At 71.3% G+C, this 21,062-nt stretch carries 16 protein-coding genes; 6 read left to right on the forward strand and 10 right to left on the reverse strand.

Features of this window, described 5'->3' with window-relative positions; translation table 11 throughout:
• Window positions 1–126 precede the first annotated feature (126 nt).
• Complete coding sequence (locus WCD84_RS00795; protein ID WP_343280093.1) at window positions 127–2,349, forward strand: primosomal protein N'; 2,223 nt, start codon at window positions 127–129, stop codon at window positions 2,347–2,349.
• Window positions 2,350–2,698: 349 nt separating this feature from the next.
• Here WCD84_RS00795 and WCD84_RS00800 read toward each other — a convergent pair whose 3' ends face one another.
• Window positions 2,699–3,601 (reverse strand): NYN domain-containing protein, encoded by a 903-nt coding sequence (locus tag WCD84_RS00800; protein ID WP_343280094.1) that lies wholly within the window; start codon window positions 3,599–3,601, stop codon window positions 2,699–2,701.
• 167 nt (window positions 3,602–3,768) lie between these two features.
• Between WCD84_RS00800 and zupT the strand changes: the two genes are divergently transcribed.
• The gene (gene zupT / locus WCD84_RS00805) at window positions 3,769–4,578 is read left to right on the forward strand and encodes a zinc transporter ZupT (protein ID WP_343280095.1); all 810 of its coding nucleotides are present in this window, start codon (window positions 3,769–3,771) and stop codon (window positions 4,576–4,578) included.
• A gap of 93 nt (window positions 4,579–4,671) precedes the next feature.
• Here the strand turns inward: zupT and rpoH are convergent, their stop codons facing one another.
• The 7 genes from rpoH to rhlB form a co-directional block, all read right to left on the reverse strand.
• Window positions 4,672–5,550, reverse strand: coding sequence for an RNA polymerase sigma factor RpoH (gene rpoH / locus WCD84_RS00810; RefSeq protein ID WP_343255569.1), 879 nt, complete (start codon window positions 5,548–5,550; stop codon window positions 4,672–4,674).
• A gap of 247 nt (window positions 5,551–5,797) precedes the next feature.
• The gene (locus WCD84_RS00815; protein ID WP_343255568.1) at window positions 5,798–6,478 is read right to left on the reverse strand and encodes a hypothetical protein; all 681 of its coding nucleotides are present in this window, start codon (window positions 6,476–6,478) and stop codon (window positions 5,798–5,800) included.
• Entirely contained in the window at window positions 6,478–7,191 is a 714-nt protein-coding gene (gene ung, locus WCD84_RS00820) for a uracil-DNA glycosylase (RefSeq protein ID WP_343280096.1), read from the reverse strand. Before ung ends, WCD84_RS00815 begins: the two co-directional genes overlap by 1 nt.
• Window positions 7,188–7,985: a response regulator gene (locus WCD84_RS00825; protein ID WP_449280037.1), complete on the reverse strand. Its 798-nt coding sequence runs from the start codon at window positions 7,983–7,985 to the stop codon at window positions 7,188–7,190. The genes ung and WCD84_RS00825 overlap by 4 nt, the downstream gene beginning before the upstream one ends.
• A 50-nt stretch (window positions 7,986–8,035) precedes the next feature.
• On the reverse strand, window positions 8,036–8,983 hold the full coding sequence (ftsX, locus tag WCD84_RS00830) for a permease-like cell division protein FtsX (protein WP_343280097.1): 948 nt from the start codon (window positions 8,981–8,983) through the stop codon (window positions 8,036–8,038).
• Window positions 8,976–9,668: a cell division ATP-binding protein FtsE gene (locus tag WCD84_RS00835; protein WP_343255564.1), complete on the reverse strand. Its 693-nt coding sequence runs from the start codon at window positions 9,666–9,668 to the stop codon at window positions 8,976–8,978. Before WCD84_RS00835 ends, ftsX begins: the two co-directional genes overlap by 8 nt.
• Window positions 9,669–9,758: 90 nt before the next feature.
• Complete coding sequence (rhlB, locus tag WCD84_RS00840) at window positions 9,759–11,588, reverse strand: ATP-dependent RNA helicase RhlB (protein ID WP_343255563.1); 1,830 nt, start codon at window positions 11,586–11,588, stop codon at window positions 9,759–9,761.
• A 218-nt stretch (window positions 11,589–11,806) separates the two neighbouring features.
• Here rhlB and trxA point away from each other — a divergent pair, with 218 nt between their 5' ends.
• The 4 genes from trxA (at window position 11,807) to WCD84_RS00860 (ending at window position 17,500) form a co-directional block, all read left to right on the forward strand.
• Window positions 11,807–12,133, forward strand: a complete 327-nt coding sequence (trxA, locus tag WCD84_RS00845) for a thioredoxin (RefSeq protein ID WP_343280098.1) — start codon at window positions 11,807–11,809, stop codon at window positions 12,131–12,133.
• A gap of 317 nt (window positions 12,134–12,450) precedes the next feature.
• Entirely contained in the window at window positions 12,451–14,334 is a 1,884-nt protein-coding gene (rho, locus tag WCD84_RS00850; RefSeq protein ID WP_343280099.1) for a transcription termination factor Rho, read from the forward strand.
• Between the two features lie 213 nt (window positions 14,335–14,547).
• Window positions 14,548–16,587 (forward strand): choice-of-anchor V domain-containing protein, encoded by a 2,040-nt coding sequence (locus tag WCD84_RS00855; RefSeq protein WP_343280100.1) that lies wholly within the window; start codon window positions 14,548–14,550, stop codon window positions 16,585–16,587.
• A 55-nt stretch (window positions 16,588–16,642) separates the two neighbouring features.
• Window positions 16,643–17,500, forward strand: a complete 858-nt coding sequence (locus WCD84_RS00860) for an energy transducer TonB (protein WP_343280101.1) — start codon at window positions 16,643–16,645, stop codon at window positions 17,498–17,500.
• A 9-nt stretch (window positions 17,501–17,509) separates the two neighbouring features.
• Here WCD84_RS00860 and WCD84_RS00865 read toward each other — a convergent pair whose 3' ends face one another.
• Entirely contained in the window at window positions 17,510–20,779 is a 3,270-nt protein-coding gene (locus tag WCD84_RS00865; protein WP_343280102.1) for an ankyrin repeat domain-containing protein, read from the reverse strand.
• Window positions 20,772–21,044 (reverse strand): YcgL domain-containing protein, encoded by a 273-nt coding sequence (locus WCD84_RS00870; RefSeq protein WP_343255557.1) that lies wholly within the window; start codon window positions 21,042–21,044, stop codon window positions 20,772–20,774. The genes WCD84_RS00865 and WCD84_RS00870 overlap by 8 nt, the downstream gene beginning before the upstream one ends.
• Window positions 21,045–21,062 lie beyond the last annotated feature (18 nt).

A 21,062-nucleotide genomic window follows, 5' to 3' on the forward strand; every position in this document is an offset into this window, starting at 1 on the left:
ACAGCTTGTGTGGATAAACAAAATTCCTTTGAGGTTCCGTGACTTGCAGCCTAATCGTAGTTTGCAAGGCAACATTGGCTCGCAACCGGCATGGGTGCCGCGGGGACGACTCGCTAGACTGCGGCGATGCCCGCCAACGTCCTGCGCGTCGCCCTGCCGCTGCCGATGCCGCGGCTGTTCGACTACCTCGCTCCCGGTGCCACGAACGCCTCCCCGGACGATGTCGGCAGGCGCGTTCGCGTCCCCTTCGGCCCGCGCGAACTGGTGGGCGTGGTGGCTGCCGCCGGCCCGGCCGCAGCGAACGCGCCGGCGCTGCGGGAGGCACTGGCCTGGCTCGATCCCGACCCGCTGTTCCATGGCGAGCTGCTGGCCACGGGCCAATGGCTGGCCCGCTACCTGCACGCGCCCCTGGGCGAAGTCCTGGCCACCGCACTGCCGGCGGCGCTGCGCCGTGGAGGCCCGCTGCCCGACACCGTCGTCTGGGGCCGGGCGCTGACGGCGGCCGGCGCCATGGCGATCGAAGACCTGAAGCGCGGTGCGCGCCCGCGGCGCCTGGCCGAAGCGCTGCGCGACGGCGTGGTCGCCGAAGACCTGCTGGATGACGCCATCGAAGGCTGGCGCACGGCGGCGCGCAGCCTGGAGGCCCGCGGGCTGCTTGAGCGGGTGGCCATCACCGGGCCGGCGGCACCGGCCACGGGCGGACCCGCGCACGCGCCCAACGCGGAGCAGGCCGCGGCCCTGGAGTCGCTGCGCGACGTCCAGGGGTTCGCATCGGTGCTGCTCGAGGGCGTGACCGGCAGCGGCAAGACCGAGGTCTACCTGCAGGCCATCGCCGAGCGCTGCCTGGCCCATGGCCGGCAGGCGCTGGTGCTGGTGCCGGAGATCGGCCTGACGCCGCAGATGCTGGCGCGCTTCCGGGCGCGCCTGGGGGTGCCGGTGCATGCCTTGCATTCGGGACTTTCCGACGGCGAACGCGCGCACGCCTGGGCGGCCGCATGGCGCGGCGAGGCGCAGGTGATCGTGGGCACGCGCTCGGCCGTGTTCGCACCGCTGCCCAAGGCCGGGCTGATCGTGGTCGACGAAGAGCACGACGGCAGCTACAAGCAGCAGGACGGCATCCGCTACCACGCCCGCGACGTGGCCCTGGTGCGCGGCAAGGCGCTGGACATCCCGGTGTTGCTGGGCAGCGCGACGCCGTCGCTTGAAACCCTGCACAACGCGCGCGCCGGCCGCCATGCCCACCTGCAGCTGCGCCAGCGCGCAGGCGAAGCCAGGCCGCCGCGCGTACGCGTGCACGACGTGCGCAAGCGGCCGCTGCACGCCGGGCTATCGGACGAACTCCTGGCCGCGACCCGCCGCGCCCTCGACGCCGGGGGACAGGTGCTGGTGTTCAAGAACCGCCGCGGCTACGCGCCGGTGCTGCTCTGCCACGACTGCGGCTGGAGCGCGGCATGTTCGCGCTGCAGCACGCCCGAGCGCGCGATCCCGATGACCGTGCACGCTGGCGGCCGCCGGCTGCAGTGCCACCACTGCGGTTCACGGCGGTCGGTGCCGATGGCCTGCCCCGACTGCGCGGGCTTGGCGCTGCAGCCGCAGGGCGTGGGCACCGAACGCATCGAAGAACTGCTGGCCGCGCGCTTCGGCGACGTTCCCGTGCTGCGCATCGACAGCGCCAGCACCCGCCGCCGCGACGGCCTGGCGCGCGAACTGGCGAAGCTCGAGGACGGTCCCGGGATCCTGGTCGGCACGCAGATGCTGGCCAAGGGCCACGACCTGCCGAAGCTGGTGCTGGTGTGCGTGGTCGGCATCGACGAGGGCCTGTTCTCGGCCGACTTCCGCGCCAGCGAGAAGCTGGCCCAGCTGCTGATTCAGGTGTCGGGCCGCGCCGGCCGCGCCGAGCGCCCGGGCGAGGTGCTGCTGCAGACCCACCATCCCGAGCATCCGCTGCTGGAGGTGCTGGTCAACGGCGGCTACCGCGCATTCGCCGACGCCGAACTTGCGCAGCGCGCCGCCGCCGGCTTCCCGCCGTTCGCGCACATGGCGCTGCTGCGCGCCGAAGCCCAGCAGGCGGGCCTGCCGGACGCGTTCCTGCAGGCGGCGGCTGAAGCCTTCCAGCAGGCGCGCAATGCGCTGCCGCCTGCGCAGGCGCGAACGCTGCAGGTCATCGGCCCGATCCCGGCGCCGATGCCGCGCCGCGCAGGCATGCACCGCGCCCAGCTGCTGCTGTCATCGCCCGGGCGGCCGGCGCTGCACGCGCTGCTCGATGCCGTGGTCGCGAGCCTGCACGCGCTGCCGGAAGCACGCCGCGTCCGCTGGTCGCTCGACGTGGACCCCACCGACCTGTATTGAAGCGCGACCTCTTCCCCGTTGGATCCGCTGTTGTGGGGAAGAGGCTGCTCTATGGGCAGCTCTTCTGCAGGTGTGGAGCAGCTCTTCTGTGGGAGCCGCTATAGCGGCGATAGCTCCAACATCCTGCGGAATCGCTATCGCGGCTATAGCCGCTCCTACAAAACCAGTTGCAGCAGCAGCCATAACCGCGAAGCCCTTGCAGCAGCAGCTATAACCGCGAGGCCCTTGTGGGAGCAGCTATAGCTGCGATGGCCCGGTGTCCTGTGGGAGCCGCTATAGCGGCGATGGTCCGGTGTCCCGTGGACGGCGATCGCGGCTATAGCCGCTCCCACGAAGGCGATCTGGCAGGTCAGGGTTTTGGTGGGGTCTTGGCGGGCCTGGGGGCTTTGGCCGCGGGGGCTTTGGCCGCGCCGGGGGCCTTGGCCGCAGGGGCTTTGGCCGCGCCGGGGGCCTTGGCCGCAGGGGCCTTGGCCGCGCCGGTGGTTTTCGCCGCCCTGGGTGCGGAGGCCGCGCTGGTCGCTGCCTGTTTGCGCCCGCGCGCGCTGCGGCCGCGCACTTCGATCACCTGCCCCTGGCGGCGCACTTCGAACAGGCCGATCGCCTCGATCAGGTCGCTGAGCTTGCGGTAGCCATGGTTGCGCGAGTCGAACGAGCCCTGGTTGCCGATGTGGCTGCCGACCGCGCCCAGCTTCGACCAGCCATCTTCGCCCTGGGTCGCATCGACCGCGCCGCGCAGCAGGCGCACCAGGTCGGCATCGTGCTGCAGCTGCGCCGGCGAAGGCGCGGGCCGGGCATCGCCGTTGTCTTCGTCGGGCTCGCCCAGCTTCTCCAGGTACAGGAAGGTCGAACACGCCCGCACGAACGGCTCCGGCGTCTTCTCCTGGCCGAAGCCGTACACCGCCACGCCGTCGTTGCGCAGTCGCATCACCAGCGGGGTGAAGTCGGCGTCGGACGAGACGATCGCGAAGCCGTCGAGGTTGCCCGCGTACAGCAGGTCCATGGCGTCGATCACCATCGCCATGTCCGAGGCGTTCTTGCCGGTGGTGTAGGCGAACTGCTGGATCGGGCGGATGGCCCAGGTATGCAGGCACTTTTCCCAGCCCACCAGGTGCTGGCTCTTCCAGTTGCCATAGGCGCGGCGCACGTTGGCCACGCCGTGGCGCGCGATCTCGGCGAGGATCACTTCGATCTTCGACGCCGGCGCGTTGTCGGCGTCTATCAGCAGCGCGATGCGCTTTTCACGGTCGGACATGCGGGAGGATCCTCGACGGGCGCCGGAGTGGCGCGATGCGCGCACAATAGCAACCGGCGCACCGCCCTTCCCGCATGCGCAGGCCCTGGGCTACCTTGGGACGCCCACCACTCCACCGCCGGCCGCTGGCCCGTCGCTGCCATCGCCCCAGGCAGGAGCCTCCACGCATGATCGAAGTCGCCACCGCCAACCTGCTCGTCGCGCTGGCGGTGACCACCGCGGCGGGCCTCGCCACCGGCGTCGGTGGCCTGCTGGTCTTCGCGCAGGCACGGCCCAATGCGCGACTGCTCGCCTTTGGCCTGGCTTTCGCCGGCGGCGCGATGGTCTACGTGTCGCTGTCGGAGATCCTCAACAAGTCCATCGACTCCTTCAGCCAGGGCTATGGCGAGCGCCTCGGCTTCAGTTTCGGCACGATGACCTTCCTCGCCGGCGTCGGCCTGATCATGCTGGTCGACCGCCTGGTGCCGAACCCGCACGAGCGGCTCGAGGCCGACGACCCCTTCTTCCGCGAGCACAACGCCGCCTACATCAAGCGCGTCGGCCTGCTGACCGCGCTGGCGATCACCGTGCACAACTTCCCGGAAGGCCTGGCCACCTTTTTCGCCACGCTGGAAAACCCCGGCGTGGGCATGCCGCTGGCCTTCGCCATCGCCATCCACAACGTGCCCGAAGGCATCGCCATCGCGGTGCCGGTGTACTTCGCCACCAACAGCAAGGGCTATGCCTTCGGCGCCTGCCTGCTCTCGGGCCTGGCCGAGCCGCTGGGCGCGATCATCGGCTATGCGCTGCTGCGGCCCTGGCTGTCGGACGCGGTGTTCGGCAGCGTGTTCGGGATCATCGCCGGGGTGATGGTGTTCCTGGCGCTGGACGAGCTGTTGCCGGCGGCCAAGCGCTACGCCAAGGGCCACGAGACCGTGTACGGGCTGGTGAGCGGCATGGCCGTGCTGGCGATCAGCCTGGTGCTGTTCAAATGGTGAGCGACGTCCCGCACCAGGGTCGCAGCGGATAAGCGCGGCGGAACGAAAAAGCCCGGCCTGGGCCGGGCTTTCCAGGGGCGATCCGCGCCGCGATCAGGCCGCGAACAGCGCCTTCATCTTCTTCAGCGCGTTGGCCTCGACCTGGCGGATGCGCTCGGCGGAGACGCCGTACTCGTCGGCCAGCTCCTGCAGGGTGACCTTGTTGTCGGCGTCCAGCCAGCGGCGCTTGACGATGTCGCGCGAGCGCTCGTCCAGCCGCGACATGCCCTCGCGCAGCAGTTCGAGCTGGCTGGACTGGCTGTCTTCGCGCTCATAGGCCTGCGAAGGATCCTCGTCGCGCGACATCAGGTAGGCGGCCGGCGCCGGCGGCGCACGCTCGTCGTCCTCGTCGGCGGACATGTCGAAGCCGATGTCGCGCCCGGACAGGCGCGACTCCATCTCCAGCACCTCGCGCTCGGAGACGTTGAGGTCCTTGGCCACCGCGCTGACCTCGGCGGCGTTGAGCCAGCCCAGGCGCTTCTTGCTGCGGCGCAGGTTGAAGAACAGCTTGCGCTGCGCCTTGGTGGTGGCGACCTTGACGATGCGCCAGTTCTTGATGATGTACTCGTGCATCTCGGCGCGGATCCAGTGCACCGCGAACGAGACCAGGCGCACGCCGACATCCGGGTCGAAGCGCTTCACCGCCTTCATCAGGCCGATGTTGCCCTCCTGGATCAGGTCGCCCAGCGGAAGGCCGTAGCCGTTGTAGCCGCGGGCCACGTGGACCACGAAGCGCAGGTGCGACATCACCAGGTCACGGGCGGCACCGAGGTCTTCCTCATCGTGGAAGCGACGGGCAAGCGCCTGTTCGTCTTCCACCGTGAGGATGGGGATCTGGTGCACCGCGCCGATGTACGCGTCCAGCGAGCCGAGCGCGCTGGGGATCGGCAGGTTGTTGGGAACGAGCGGGTAGCTGGGGGCGGTTGCAGTCATGGCAGCGATTTTAGCAGTGGCCTGTTAAGACTGCTAAACGATGAATAAGTTCATTCATCCTGCAGATAGAACAATAAACGGCCTAATTCACGACTCGCCGCGTTCAGAGCTCCAATCGCGGCCAGGGGGAAGCCGCGGGAGCGCGCCCCGGTCCGGTGCGGCTCAGGGCGCGCCGGCCATCAAAGGCCTCCGGCGGCATCCACCTCCCTGAGGAAAGCGCGCTGCTCCCGCCAGCGCCGGCGGCGCTTCAGGCGCCGCGTCGCGCCAGCGCCCAGCGGTACAGGGCGACATCGCCGGCGTGGTGGCGTTCGATTCGGGCCTGCAGCTGCGGACCGATGTCGTAACCCGACTCCCCGCACTCCGGGTTCACCAGTTCGGCAGCGTCCACCGCCTCCCAGCCCAGGCGCCGCGCGAGGCGCTCGAGGTCGGCATGGTAGTGCTCGGTGATGCCGATGAAATCAAAGCCCTCGGGGTCGAAGCCCCACAGGTACTGCCGGTAGACGTCGCGCATCTCCGGCCCAAGCGCGAAGCGTTCGAACGTCCACTGTTCGCGCAGCATCCGGTTGCGCAGCGGCTGGGCGGGGTCGTCGCCGTCGTAGTCGCGGCGCCAGAACGCGTAATGCGAGGCCAGGCGCTGCACGGGGTCGCGCATCCATGTGATCCAGCGCGCCGGCCGCCGGCCCAGCGCGATGCGGTATTTCAAGGCCAGGAAATGCCCATGGATGCAGGTCGCATCGACCGGGACGCCTCCGCGCAGCGCCAGGCCGCCACGCACCGCGTGCTTGCGCCTGCGCAGCGCGCCGTACTGCATGGGCAGGTCGGCATAGTCATCGCGATAGCCGTCGCCATTGGCTGCGCGCAGGGTTTCGGCAAAGCTGGTCCCTGCGGTCTTGGGCAGGTGCAGGGACACCAGCAGCGGCATGTCCATCACATCGCCTCCAGCTCCGCCCTCGGCGGCAGCGACCAGTCCAGCGCTGCGCCGCCGTTGCGGGCGAGGTATCTGTTGGCCGCGGAGAAGTGCCCGCAGCCCAGGAAGCCGCGGTGCGCGGACAGTGGCGACGGATGCGTGCTGCGCAGCACGCGGTGCCGATGGGCGTCGATCACCTTGCCCTTCGCCTGCGCATACGCGCCCCAGAGCATGAACACCAGGCCGTCGCGCTCGCGGTTGAGCACATCGACCACGTGGTCGGTGAAGCCTTCCCAGCCCTTGCGCTGGTGCGAGCCCGGGCATCCTTCTTCGACCGTCAGCACGGCATTGAGCAGCAGCACGCCGCGGCGCGCCCAGGGCAGCAGGCAGCCGTGGTCGGGGCGGGCCATGCCGAGGTCGCGCTGGATCTCCTTGTAGATGTTGTCCAGCGACGGCGGCACGCGCACGCCCGGGCGGACGGAGAAGCACAGGCCATGTGCCTGGCCGGCTCCGTGATAGGGATCCTGGCCGAGCACGACCACGCGCACGTCGTCGAAAGGCGTGGCGTCGAAGGCGGCGAAGATGTCCGGACCAGGCGGAAAGATCCGCACGCCGGCGGCCTGGCGCTCGCGCAGGAAGGCCGACAGCGCCAGCATGTCATCGCGCTCAAACCAGTCGCCTACCCGCGCCTTCCAGGATGACTCCAGGCGAATCCGGCCTGCCGCTTCGCTCATGCGCCGGCCACCGCGGTTTCGGGCAGGCGCGACAGGCGCAGCTGGAACAGCGCCTTGGTCACCAGCAGCCGCTCCTCGATCGGCTTGAGCACGAGGTCGTTGGCGCCATCGCGCAGCAGCGCGGCCTGGTTTTCGGCGTTGGCATCGCCGGTCATCACCAGCACCGGCAGCCGGCGCTTGGACCAGCCGAATTCGCCGCGGATCGCCTGCACCAGGTGGCCGCCGTCGAGCTCGCCCTTGAGGTAGACATCGGTCAGCACCAGGTCGATGCCCGGCGCCTCGCCGGCCGCGATGCGCTCGTGCAGGAATTCCAGCGCGGCTTCGACGCTGGTCAGGTGCACCACCTCCATCTGCTGCGCCTTGAGCATGCGCGTGGTCGCAAGCGCCACGGTGCGGCTGTCTTCGACGTACAGCACGCGCGCGCCGGGGATCGGCGCCGGCTGCACGTAGCCGCGGATGAATTCCGCCAGCGCGCGATGGCCGTGCGACTTGTCGAAGTAGTCGGTGATGTCGTCGCTGAAACGCCGGCCCTCGAGATGCTCCTGGGCGTTGGCCGAAACCACGATCACCGGCACGTAGCGCTGGCCGGCGGCAGCACGCACCGCCATGGCCAGCTGCTGGCCGTTGCCGTCGGGAAGAACCAGCGAAGTGGTGGCGAGATCGATGGGCGCGGCCGCCAGCGCGGCATGGGCTTCGGCCAGGCCGGCGCAGGACACGACCTCCGCATTCGGAAGCTGGTCGCGCAGCACATCGCCGATCAGCTTGCGCACCAGCCGCGAACCGTCGACCACCATGATCCGGGGATTGCTGCCGTCGAGATGGCGGATATCGGTCACGGTCACGGTCAGGTCTCCGTGGGCCGGGTCTGGCGAAGGAAGTGCCCGGTGACCGCCCCGGCGCCAAGCCAGCCGAGCACGGTCGCACCGGCGATGACCGCAAGTGCCTGGCGCGGCGCGAAGCCGGTCAGCGCGAAGCTGCTCCCATAGCTTGCGGCGAGCTCCGCCAGCGGCGCACGCAGGGCGGCACCTGCGGCCATCAGCAGCCCCAGCGCCAGCGCGCCCGAGGCCAGGCCGTACCAGGCACCCAGGTACAGGAATGGCCGGCGGATGAAGCCGTCGCTTGCGCCAAGCAGCTGCAGCACGCCGAGTTCGTCGCGTCGCGACTGGATGTCCAGGCGCACGGTGTTGCCGACCACCAGCAGCGCGCCCAGGCCGAGCAGCGCCGCCAGCACCCAGGCCACGCGGCCGCCAAAGCGCAGCCAGCCGTCCAGGCGCTGCCGCCATGCGGCATCGTGCTGTACGAGCTCGGCCTCGGGCAGGGTGCGCAAGGAGTCGGCGAGCAGCACTTCGTCCCCGGCCGGCGTCAGCAGCAGCACATGCGGCAGCGGGTTGTCGCCAAGCAGGTCGATGGCCTCGTCCAGGCCGCTGCGATCGCGCAGCTCCTCCAGGCCCTGCGCCGGCGTGCGGTGCTCGACCACGCCGATGTCGGCGCGAGCGTCGAGTTCTGCCACCAGTTCGGCCACGCGCTCCGATGCGATGTCCTGCTTGAGGAACACGCTCAGCTGGCGCGACGCCTGGACATCGCCGGCAAAGCGTTCGACGTTGGCAAGCACCAGCCAGAGTCCGAGCGGCAGCGCCAGCGCCACCGCCATCACGCCGATGGTGAGCGCGGTGGAGCCCGGCCTGCGCAACAGCCGGCCGAGGCTGGCGACGATGCTGTAGGCGTGGTGGTCGATCCAGGCACCCGGGCGCGAGCGGGTCGAAGCCCTGGCGCGTGCGATGGGCTCACTCATCGGCCAGGTCCTCGGGCGCGATGTCGTCGGCCAGGCGGCCATGGTCGAGCACCAGCACGCGCTTCTTCATGCGCTTGACCAGGCCAAGATCGTGGCTTGCGACCAGTACGCTGGTGCCCTGCCCGGGCAGCGCGGCGAACAGCGCCATGATCTCCGCGGCCAGGGTGGGGTCGAGGTTTCCGGTGGGTTCGTCGGCCACCAGCAGGCGCGGCTCGGCGACGATCGCCCGCGCGATGCCGACGCGCTGCTGTTCGCCCGCCGACAGCTCGCCGGGCAGGGCATTGCCGCGCGCACCCAGGCCCAGGCGCTCCAGCACCGGGCGCACCCGCCGGCCGGCGTCGCCGCGGCGCATGCCGCGCAGCACCAGCGGCAGGGCGACGTTGTCGTGCACGCTGCGGTCGGCAAGCAGGCGGTGGTCCTGGAACACGACGCCGATCTCGCGCCGGTGCAGGGCCACGCGGCCACCGCGGACCTTGAGCAGGTTGCGCTCGCCGAACAGCACCGCGCCGCGGCTGGGCCGCTCGGACAGGTGGATGAGCCTGAGCAGGGTGCTCTTGCCGGCACCGGAATGCCCGGTGACGAAGAGCATTTCACCGGCGTCAACGCCGAAGCTGACGCCATCCAGCGCGACGTGGCCGCCTGGATACTGCTTGCAGACGTTGTCGAAGCGCAGCACCTGCGGCATCGCAAAACTCGCGTCGTGTGGAGACGCGAGTATCGCTTGATGGCCGCTTTGCGGCCAGACGTGCGGATCCGGTCGGGTGACCGGACCGGTTCAGTGCTGCGAGCGCGGCCCGCGCTTGACCAGCTTGCGCAGGCCCTGGCCGATGCGGCCGAACAGCGACGGCTCCTGCACCGGTGCGGACGCGGCAGGCGTCCCCGGCTGCTGGCCGGCGGCCGGCGCTGGCACCGGCTGGGCCTGCTGCTGCGGCTTCGGCTGCGGCCTGGGCCGCGGTGCACGCGCAGGCGGGGCGCCGGCTTCGGCGCTGCTCTTCGACTGCCCGCCTTCGTCCTGTCGGCCGCCTTCGACCTGCTGGCCCTCGGCGTTGACGCGACGACCGCCGCGACGACGACGACGCTTGCGCGGTGCGCGCTCTCCGTCGGCGCCCGCGACGTCTCCCGGAGCTGCGGCAGCTGCGGCAGCAGGTGCGGCGGTTGCCGCCGTGGCTGGCGACGCCACGTTCCCGGCGGCCGCATCATCGGCCGCGGCCACGTCCGCACGCGGCTCACGCGGCTTGCGCGGAGCGCGCTCGGGCCGACCCTCGGACCCGCTGCGCGGACCGCTGGAACGGCCGCCACCCTCGCGACGACCGCCGCCGCGGCGGGCATCCTCGGCGGCACGCTGCTCGCGCGCCTCGCGGAAGATCTCGCTCACGCTCTCGCCGGCTTCCGGCTCGAGCTCCACGCCTTCGCGCGGCTTGCGCGGCAGCGCGGTCAGGAGCTCGGCGCTCACCGGCTCCGACGGGATCTTCTGCTCGATGAAGGCCTCGATGTCGGGCAGGCCGATCGCGTAGCGCTCGCAGGCAAAGCTGATCGCGTCGCCCTCCTCGCCCAGGCGCGCAGTGCGGCCGATGCGATGGACATAGTCCTCGGCGTCGAACGGCAGGTCGTAGTTGTAGACGTACTTGACGCCGTCGATGTGCAGGCCGCGGGCGGCGACGTCGGTGGCGACCAGGATCTCGAGCTGGCCGGCCTGGAACTTCTTCAGCAGGCTCTCGCGCTTCTTCTGCGGCACGTCGCCCGACAGCACGCCGACGCGATAGCCGGCACGCTCAAGCGAACGCGCAACGCGCTCGACGAACACCTTGGTGTTGACGAACACCATGGTGCGGGCGCCCTCGCCGCGGGACAGCAGCCCCAGCAGCAGCGGCAGCTTTTCCTCGTCCGACGGGTAATAGAGCTTCTGGCGCACGCGGGCCGCGGTGATGGTCTCGGTCTCGACCACCAGCTTCTGCGGCTCGTTCATGTGCTCGTAGGCCAGCTCCAGCACGCGATGGCTCAGCGTGGCCGAATACAGCAGGGTCTGGCGCTCGGTGCGCACCGGCATGCGGCGCAGCAGGAAGCGGATGTCCTTGATGAAGCCGAGGTCGAACATGCGGTCGGCCTCGTCCAGCACGCAGATCTCGCAGGCGTGCAAGCTGACCACCTTGTGCTGCTTGACGTAGTCGATCAGGCGGCCGGGGGTGGCGATGATGACGTCCACGCCTTCCTGCAGCAGCTGGCGCTGCTTGTCGTAGTCGACGCCGCCGTAGACCAGGGCGAAGCGCAGGCCCAGCTCGGGGCCGAACTTCACCGCGTCCTTGTGGATCTGGATCGCGAGCTCGCGGGTGGGCGCAAGGATCAGCGCGCGCGGGTCCTCGGGCTTGCGGTCGGCCAGCGCCGGGCGGGTCAGCAGGCGGTTCATCACCGTGACCAGGAAGGCCAGCGTCTTGCCGGTGCCGGTCTGGGCCTGGCCGGCGACGTCGCCGCCGGGGAGTGCCACCGGCAGGCTCAGCGCCTGGATCGGCGTGAGGCGCGTGAACCCGGCGATCTCCAGGCCGGCCTGCAGCCGCGGGTGGAGGTCAAAGGAAGAGAAGGTAAGGTCGGTAAGTGGTTTGTCGGTCATTCGTCGGAAGTCTGCGCGGCGTGGCGCGCTTGCGTGGAAGGCGGCAGCCAAGCAGACTGCCGTGGAGATGTCGCGGCGGCTTGCCCGCTCGAGGCCCGCCCCCTCCGACGGGGCAGCCACTTGAATCGGCCGCGAATCGCCCAAGCTTAGCAGCTACCGCGGCCGCCAACCGGCCCGCCCACCGGGGCCGGCCCGACCGCCCCATGCAGGAGACCCCCGTGACCCAAGCCGTCATCCACGCCAGCGATACCGATTTCGACGCCACCGTCCTCGCCTCCGAGGAGCCGGTCCTGGTCGACTTCTGGGCGCCCTGGTGCGGTCCGTGCAAGATGATCGCCCCCGCCCTGGACGAGCTCGCCGGCGAATACGCCGGACGCGCCAAGGTGGTGAAGATCGACATCGACCAGAACCGCGCCACCGCCCTGAAGTACCACGTGCGCTCGATCCCGATGCTGCTGCTGTTCAAGGGCGGCCAGGTCCAGGCCACCCAGATCGGCGCCGTCGGCAAGCCGGTCCTCGCCCAGATGATCGACAAGGCCCTCTGAGGCCCGTCGCGGCTGACGCGCTGGCACCATCCAGCGCGTCGCTACCGTAGGAGCAGCTACAGCTGCGACCGGCACCCAGCGATCGGAGCGGACGCTCTGATCCACCGGGTCGCAGCCATCGCTGCTCCCGCGGCCGCTCCCCGTTTTCCCTTCGACCGCTGCCGGCACCGCCATGCCGGCGCTTGCCGCACGCTCCACGGGATGCTAGTTTCACCGGTACCCCGGCGCGCTCCATCGCGCCGCACCTTCTGCAACACCCCACCAGCCCATTCGCAGGCCGCCCGTCCAGGGCGCTCGCAGCAAGCGAGGTTCAGCACTTGTCAGACAATCCTTCCGATCCCGGCGAAACCGCCGTGAAGCGCGTGCGCAAGCCGCGCGTAACCAAGGCAGCCGCCGCCCAGGCCGACGCTGCCGGCACGACCCAGGCAGAAAAGCCGGTCCAGGCCGAGCTCAAGGTCGACGCCCCCGCGAAGAAGCCCGCGGCCGACGCGCCCGCGGCAGCCGCGGCGCCCGCCACGCAGCCCCCGGCAAACGCCCAGGCCCAGGCTCCCGCCCAGGCCCAGGCTCCGGCCCCCGCGCCCGCTTCCTCCCAGTCGACGCCGCAGGCCGAAGCCGGCAGCGCGCAGTCCGGAAGCGATGACCGCTCCGGCTCCCGGGACGGTGGCAGCCCGCGCCAGGCACAGGGCAACCAGCACCAGGGTGGCCAGCAGCAGGGCCAGGCCCAGGGCGGCAACCAGCAGCAGGGTAACCAGCAGCACGGCCAGGCCCAGGGCGGCGACCAGCAGCAGCATGGCCAGGGCAACCGCCGGGACCGTTCGCGCAACCGCCGCGACCGCGACCGTCCGCGCGGCGATCGCCCCCGCGACGACGGCCTGCCGACCGACAACAACGACCAGGCCAACCGCCTGCCGCCGCCGAACATCCCCGAGGGCTTCCCGCAGTACTCGCTGTCGGACCTCAAGCGGATGCCGGCGCAGAAGCTGCTCGACATCGCCGACCAGCTGAACATCCACGAAGGCGTGGCCCGCGCCCGCAAGCAGGACGTGATCTTCGCCCTGCTGAAGGTGCTGACCCGCCACGGCGAAGGCGTGGTCGCCGACGGCGTGCTGGAACTCCTGCCGGACGGCTTCGGCTTCCTGCGCGCGGCCGAGGCGAGCTACCTCGCCGGCCCCGACGACACCTACATCTCGCCCAGCCAGGTCCGCCGCTTCAACCTGCGCACCGGCGACCACCTGTCCGGCCGCATCCGCTGGCCCAAGGACGGCGAGCGCTACTTCGCGCTCAACGTGGTCGACACCATCAACGGCGAGCCGATCGAGGCGTCGAAGAACAAGGTGCTGTTCGAGAACCTGACGCCGCTGTTCCCGCGCAAGAAGTTCAAGCTCGAGCGCGGCGACGGCTCAAGCGAGGACATCGCCGGCCGCGTCCTCGACCTGATGGCCCCGCAGGGCAAGGGCCAGCGCGCGCTGATCGTGTCGCCGCCCAAGGCCGGCAAGACGATCATGATGCAGCAGATCGCAAGCGCCATTACCTACAACCATCCCGACGTGCACCTGATCGTGCTGCTCATCGACGAGCGGCCGGAAGAAGTCACCGAGATGCAGCGCACGGTGCGCGGCGAAGTGATCAGCTCGACCTTCGACGAGCCGGCCGCGCGCCACGTGCAGGTCGCCGAGATGGTGATCGAGCGCGCCAAGCGCCTGGTCGAGCACAAGAAGGACGTGGTGATCCTGCTCGACTCGATCACCCGCCTGGCCCGCGCCTACAACAACGTGCTGCCGAGCTCCGGCAAGGTGCTCACCGGCGGCGTGGACGCCAACGCGCTGCACCGCCCGAAGCGCTTCTTCGGCGCCGCGCGCAACGTCGAGGAAGGCGGCTCGCTGACCATCATCGCCACGGCGCTGGTCGATACCGGCAGCGCGATGGACAAGGTGATCTACGAGGAGTTCAAGGGCACCGGCAACTCGGAAGTGCACCTGGACCGCCGCATCACCGAGAAGCGCGTCTACCCGGCGATCAACGTCAACCAGTCGGGTACCCGCCGCGAGGATTACCTCATCGAGCCGGAGCTGCTGCAGAAGATCTGGATCCTGCGCAAGCTGCTGCACCCGATGGACGAGATCGCGGCAATGGAGTTCCTGCTCGACAAGATGAAGACCTCCAAGTCCAACGACGAGTTCTTTGCTTCGATGAAGCGCTGAGCCTGCGAAGATCCACCGTTCACAAAGGGCCCCGCAACCGCGGGGCCCTTTGTGTTTGAAGCGCCGCCGGTGATTGCTTCCGGATCAGCCCTCGCCCAGCGGCGTCATCGGGCATGCGCCGGCAGTGCACGCAGCCGGTGGGGTCGGCCCGGGCTGACGCACACTCCATCGATGCGCAATACTCGGCGGCTTCGGGGCTAATCGGTGAGTTCAATGGGCAAGTACCGGGTTCGCGCGTGTGCCGTCATCGTCATCCTGTCCGCCTGGGGCAGCGCCGACGCCAGTCGCTTCGGGCGCGATGGTTTCTCGGGTAACCCCGGTACCAACGGCGGATCCACCTGCACCGCCTGCCACGCGCCCGGCCCGGCAACGCCCACGGTCACCATCAGCGGCCCGCAGGTCCTGGATGCCGGCACCATCGCCGACTACACCGTGACCATCAGCGGTGGTCCCGGCGGCACCGGCGGCCTCGGCGTGTCCGCATCGGGCGACGCCGGCAGCTTCAGCGCAACCGGCAAGGACGTGCACGTGATCGGCGGCGAGATTTCGCACAGGCAGCCCAAGGCCTTCGCCAACGGCAGCACCAGCTTCAGCTTCCGCTGGCAGGCGCCGGCCTGGAACGGCCCGGTGACCCTGTACGCCGCCGGCAACTCCAGCAACGGCCAGCTCGACCTGCTCGGTGACGGCATCGGCACCCGCCAGCTGACCGTCAACGTGCAGAACGGGGATTCCGGACCGCCGCCGCCGATGCCGCCGCCAGAGGCCGACGCCGTGCTCGAGCCCTTCGCGACCGGGCTCGGCCAGCCGGTGGTGATCACCCACGCCGGCGATGCGCGCCTGTTCGTGGCCGAACAGCCGGGCCGCATCCGCGTGATCGATGACGGCGTGGTGCTGCCCGTACCCTTCCTCGACATCACCGCGCGCGTGGACGACTCGGGCAACGAGCAGGGCCTGCTCGGCCTGGCCTTCCATCCGGACTACGCGAGCAATGGCCACTTCTACGTCAACTACACCTGGGACCCGCCGGGCAGCGGCACGGACCGCACCCGCATCTCGCGCTTCACCGTCGGCGGCAATCCCGACGTCGCCGACCCGGGCTCCGAGCTGGTGCTGATGGAGTTCGAGCAGCCCTACAGCAACCACAACGGCGGTGACATCCAGTTTGGCCCGGACGGCTACCTCTACATCGCCTCGGGCGACGGCGGCAGCGGTGGCGATCCACACAACAACGCCCAGAACCCGAACCGCCTGCTGGGCAAGCTGCTGCGCATCGACGTCGACGGCGCCGGCGGCGGCACCGCGCCCGACTGCAGCCTGGCCACGGGCGCGCACTACGGCATCCCGCCCGACAACGCCTATACCGACGGCCTCGGCGGAGCCGGCTGCGACGAGGTCTACGCGCTGGGCCTGCGCAACCCGTGGCGCATCGCCTTCGACTCGCTCACCGGCGACCTCTGGATCGCCGACGTCGGCCAGAACGCGTACGAAGAGATCAACCTCATCACCGCCGGCACCGGCGGCGGGCTGAACCTGGGCTGGCGCTGCTACGAAGGCGACCAGCCCTACAACGCCTCCGGCTGCAGCGGCGCGTACTTCGAGCCGCTGGTGACGACCTCCCATGCCGGCGGCAACTGCTCGATCACCGGTGGCCGCGTCTACCGGGGCTCGTCCCACCCGTCGCTGGCGGGGCGCTACTTCTTCACCGACTACTGCAATACCGCGGTGCGCACGATCACCTTCGACGACGGCCAGCCGCGGGTCGAAGACCCGATCCCCGCAGGCACGATCAGCCAGCCGGTCGCGTTCGGCGAGGACGTCGACGGCGAGCTGTACCTGGCCAGCCTGACCGGCACCCTGTACCGCATCGTCGGCACCGGCGACACGGTCGAGTCCAGGGTCATGACGCTGTCGGGGCAGTGCCTGCACCCGGCGCTCCCGGTGTCCGGCGCGGGCCTGGCGGCCTGGCCCTGCACCGGCGCGGACCGGCAGCGCTGGGTGCTGCGGGGCGACGGATCGCTGTACAACCCGGCATCGGACCGCTGCGCCACGGTGGCCGGGGCGCGGCATGGCGCCGCGGTGCAGCTGCAGGCCTGCAGCGGCCAGGCCAGCCAGCGCTTCTCGTCGACGCCGGCCAGCGAGCTGCGCGTCAACGGCCTGTGCCTGGACCACTCGCGCACGATGCGCCGCAAGGTGCAGGCCTCGACCTGCAGCGGCATCGACAGCCAGGCCTGGGTGCTTTCGCCCGCGGACTGAACGCGGGCGTCTGTGGCAAGCTCCGCGGCCTGACCCGGGAAAAGGGAGAGACCTGATGGAACGCACATGGACGCACCGCCTTGCCGGCGGACTGATGGTGCTGCTGCTCGCGCTGGCAGGACCGGCGCCGGCGCAGACCCGCAGCGGGCTGATGAAGCAGCTTGAAGGCTCGATGCTGCTCAAGGGACGCATCGACGTGGCCGCAGACGGCTCGGTGACCGCCGTTTCGATCCAGGACAGCGAACGGGTCGACCCGCTCGCGCTCCAGCACGTCATGCGGCACGCGCCGAACTGGACCGTCAATCCCGCGACGGTGGACGGCGTTCCGGTGGCCTCCTCCACGCCCTTCTCGGTGCGGCTGGTGGCACGCCGCATCGATGACGACCAGTACGGGGTTTCCATCACCGGGGCGTCGATCGAGGACGACCTGCCGGAAGAGGCGCGGCTGCAAAAGGGCGTCATGGAACCGCCGCGCTACCCGACCGACATGCTGCGCGCCGGCGCCAGCGGCATCGTGTACCTGATACTGCGCGTGGACGCGTCCGGCCAGGTGGTGGACACCCACGTCGAACAGGTGAATCTCACGGTCCTGGCCCGGCCCAGGGAAGCGGCGCAGGTCCGCTCGCGGCTGGCACAGGCGGCCGCGGACAAGGCCGGCAGCTGGACCTTCCATCCGCCAGTCACCGGGCCGCATGCCGGCAAGCCGGACTATGTGATGCGCATTCCCGTGGAGTTCACCCTCGGCGAGCCGACCGGCTACGGACAGTGGACCGTGCACGTCCCCGGCGAACAGACCCGGGCTCCCTGGAGGGTCGAAGACGACGGCAACGCCCGCATGGCGGGCATCCCCGGCCGGGCGACGCTGGCGGGGACCGGACTGCGACTGCGCTCCGCGCTCGAACCGGGAAGCTGAGGCGCGGCCTCAGCTGCGGTCGCGCAGGAACCGGGCCATCGACACTCCGGCCTGCGCCGGGGCGAACTCGGCGGCGACATCGATGAAGCCACGCATCACCGCGACCTCGCGCGGGGTCCGGTTGAGGGCGTCGCGCAGGTCGGGATCGCAGCCGGCGCGCAGCAGGTGGCGGGCCAGGCGCAGCAGGCCGTGCAGCGCGGCCAGGTGCAGCGGACCGAAGCCGCGCGGGTCCTGCGCATCCAGGCGGGTGTCCTCGTCGAGCAGGCGGTCGACGGCCGACAGCACCACGTCCTCGTCGCAGGCGGTGCCGGGTTCGGCGCGCGCGCCGAGCAGCAGCAGCAGCGGAGTGACCCCGCCGGCGGCGATGGCGTCGGGCTCTGCGCCGGCCAGCAGCAGGGTGTCGAACAGGGCGAGCAGGCGCGGGCGGTCGCGCGCGGTGAAGCCGTAGAGCGCGGCGCAGTGCAGCGGCGTCAGGCCCTGTGCGTCGGCGGCCTGGATGTTGGCGCCGGCGGTGAGCAGGCGCGCGCAGACATCGGGCATGCCGAGCGCCGCGGCCAGCATCAGCACGGTCACGTCGCCGGGCAGGCGATGTTCCAGCGCGGCCCTGGCCACGAGCAGGCGGTCGACGATCGCGACGTGGCGCATGCTGACCGCGGCCGAGAGCGGCGTGGCGCCGGTGTGCGCGGCGCGCTGGGGGTCGGCCCCGCGTTCGAGCAGCAGCTCAAGGGTCCCGGCGTGTCCGCCACCGGCGGCGCGCAGCAGCGCGGTGCAGCCCTTGTCGTCGGCGGCATCGATCGGAAAGCCGAGCTCGAGCAGGCGGCGCACGGCGTCGCGGTCGCCGACCATGGCCGCGGCCGGCAGGTCGCTGGCCTGCAGCGGGCGCCGGGGCAGCGCCCAGCCGCGCCAGTCGAGCCAGTCGGCAAGGTCGCGGCGTCCCGCTGAAAGCGCCACGCCGAGCGGGGTCTGGCCATCCGCGGCGCGCACGTCCGGCGATGCGCCGCCCTGGACCAGCAGCTTGAGCGCGGGTTCGCGGGCGAGGGCTGCCGCCAGGTGCAGGGCGGTCATGCCATGGCCGTCGCGGTGGTCGAGGTCGACGCCGTCGGCGACCAGGCGCTCGAGCAGGCGCATCCAGCCCAGGCGCACGGCCAGCGCCGCCGCGGGCTCGCCGCATGGCGAAGGCGCGAACAGGTCGGCGCCGCGCTCGATGAGCTCAAGCGCGAACTGCTCCAGGCCGCGCCCGGCCTGGTCCTCGCGCACGCAGGCTTCGAGGAAGCGCGCGAGGCCACCGGCACCAGCCGGCGACGCGCCGCCACGTAGCAGGGCCTGGGTGGCGGCAAGGGCCCTGGTCCCCCGCCCGAGCAGCTGCATCAGCGCGGTGTCGCCAGGCTCGTTGCGGGCGTCGGGATCGGCGCCGTTGAGCAGCAGCCAGTCGATCCGCGCCGGCGCCGGCACGGCGTCGCCGTCCACCAGCAGGCCGCCGAGTTCGGCCGGGGACAGCAGCTGGGCCAGCGGCTCGAGGCCTTCGAAGCGTCCTTCGCCCAGCTGTTCGCGCAGCACCTCCAGCGGCGCGCGGTCGGCCGGCAGTTCGCTGTCGTCGCCGCGCACGCTGGCCGGCAGCGGGTGCTCGGGGTCGAGCGCGGCCACCATGGCCCAGCGGCCGCCGGCGGCGGCGTGGTCGACCGGACGCTTGCCGGTGGCATCGGCGAGCCCGGCGTCGACCCCGAGCTCCAGCAGGCGCGAGGCCAGCGCCGCGGTGCCGCGCCCGCCCAGGCAGGCCAGGTGCAGGGCGTTGCGACCCTCGCCATCGACCGCATGCAGGTCGGCGCGGCCGGCGAACAGGTCCAGCGCGGCGGTGTGTCCGCCCACAGCGGCCTCGTGCAGCGGGCTCCGGCCCTGCCGGTCGCGGGCATCGGCGTCGGCACGGGCTTCGATCAGCGCAGCCATGGTTTCGACATGGCCGGCAAGCGCCGCTTCGTGCAGGGCGCTGCGACCCTGCGCATCGCGGGCATCCAGCTTCGCCTTGTGCTTGAGCAGCAGCGCGACGCCCGCGACGTCGTCGTCCTCGCCGCCGGCCGCGGCCAGCAGCGGCGGCGACCCGCCTTCGGGTTCCGTGCGCGCGCCCCGCTCCAGCAGGAAGCGCGCGATTCGCCAGTTGCCGCAGCCGCAGGCGATCCCGAGCGGCGTGACCCCTTCGAGGTTGTGCGCGTCGACCTCGGCGGCGGCGTCATGCAGCAGGGCGGCGACGCCCGGATCGGAACTGCGCGCGGCGTGGTGCAGCGGCGTATTGCCATCGCGGTCGGCGGCGCGTGGATCGGCGCCGTTAGCCAGCAGGGTCATGACCGCCTCGGGGCGACCGTGCCAGCTGTCGCGGGTGGCCGCCAGCAGCGGCGTCAGCCCGGCGTGGGCGTGGTTGAGGTCGACGCCGCCCGTGATCAGGGCGCGCAGCAGGCGCAGGTCGGGCAGCACCGCTGCAAGCACCGGCAGCGCCCGCTGGTCGCGGCCGTCCGGGTCGGGCAGCGCCCGCGGATCGGCGCCCTCGCCAAGCAGGGCCAGCGCGCGCTCGACGCGGCCGCTGCGGGCGGCAGCGTAGAGGGCGACGGCGGGATCGGCATCGGCGTCGTCGACCTCCGGGGTATTTCTCGGCTCCGGCATCTCGAGCACTTCAAGCTCGGCTACGGGCAGCGGCGTGCGCACCAGGGCCAGGTGCAGCAGCGGCCAGGCCAGCGCGGCCAGGGCAGCCAGCGCCCAGCGCAGGCCACCGGCCACCAGCCCCGGCCAGGCGAGGGCCAGCGCCAGCGCCAGCACCGCAGCGATCGCCAACGCGGCGCCGAGGCCGCGCCAGCTGGAACCATCGTGTCCATCCAGGGCATGCCAGTGGCCCGCAAGCCCGCGGCCCCCTTCGCATTCGACCAGGTGCCACAGCGGCCACAGCCGCCACAGCGCGATCACGCCCAGGCCCGCGGTCGCGCTGAGGGCAACCGCGGCTCCCAGCGATGCGCCGCCGCTTGCAAGCAGGGCCGAGAGCGGCCAGCCCACGAGCAGCGCCGTGCTTGCCATGGCCAGCGCCCACAGCAGGGCCAGCGCCAGCAGGTCGCGGCGAAGCCCGGCACCGGCCGGCAGGCCGCCACCACGAAAGCCGCGCAGGCCCAGCGCCAGAACCGGCTGCGCCAGCCACGCGGCGGCGGCGGCAACGGAGGCTTCGGGCACGCCGGCGAGCAGCGCGAACCCCGCTCCGGCGGCAAGCAGCAGCCCGTGCTTCAGGGGCGCAGGCTCAGGCATCGGTGCCCCAGTCGTCGGTCAGCGGATCGACGTCGGCGCGCGGCGGCATCTGCAGGTGGAAGCCGCGGGCCACCAGGTTGGCGCGCACCACGTCGGCATCTTCCCGCGCCAGCCGGCGGCCGGGATCGAGCGCGACTTCGAGCACGAAGCGCAGCTCGCCGAGCTCGGTGCGGAGCGGAGCGGCGATGCGGCCGAAGTCGTCGCGGCCGGCGAGGTAGACGTAGGTATCGGCCTTTTTCAGGCTCTTGTAGACGAAGGCTTGCATCTGCTGGTCCGGCGTGTG

The organism is Luteimonas changyuni (genome assembly GCF_039548395.1).
Classification (GTDB): domain Bacteria; phylum Pseudomonadota; class Gammaproteobacteria; order Xanthomonadales; family Xanthomonadaceae; genus Luteimonas.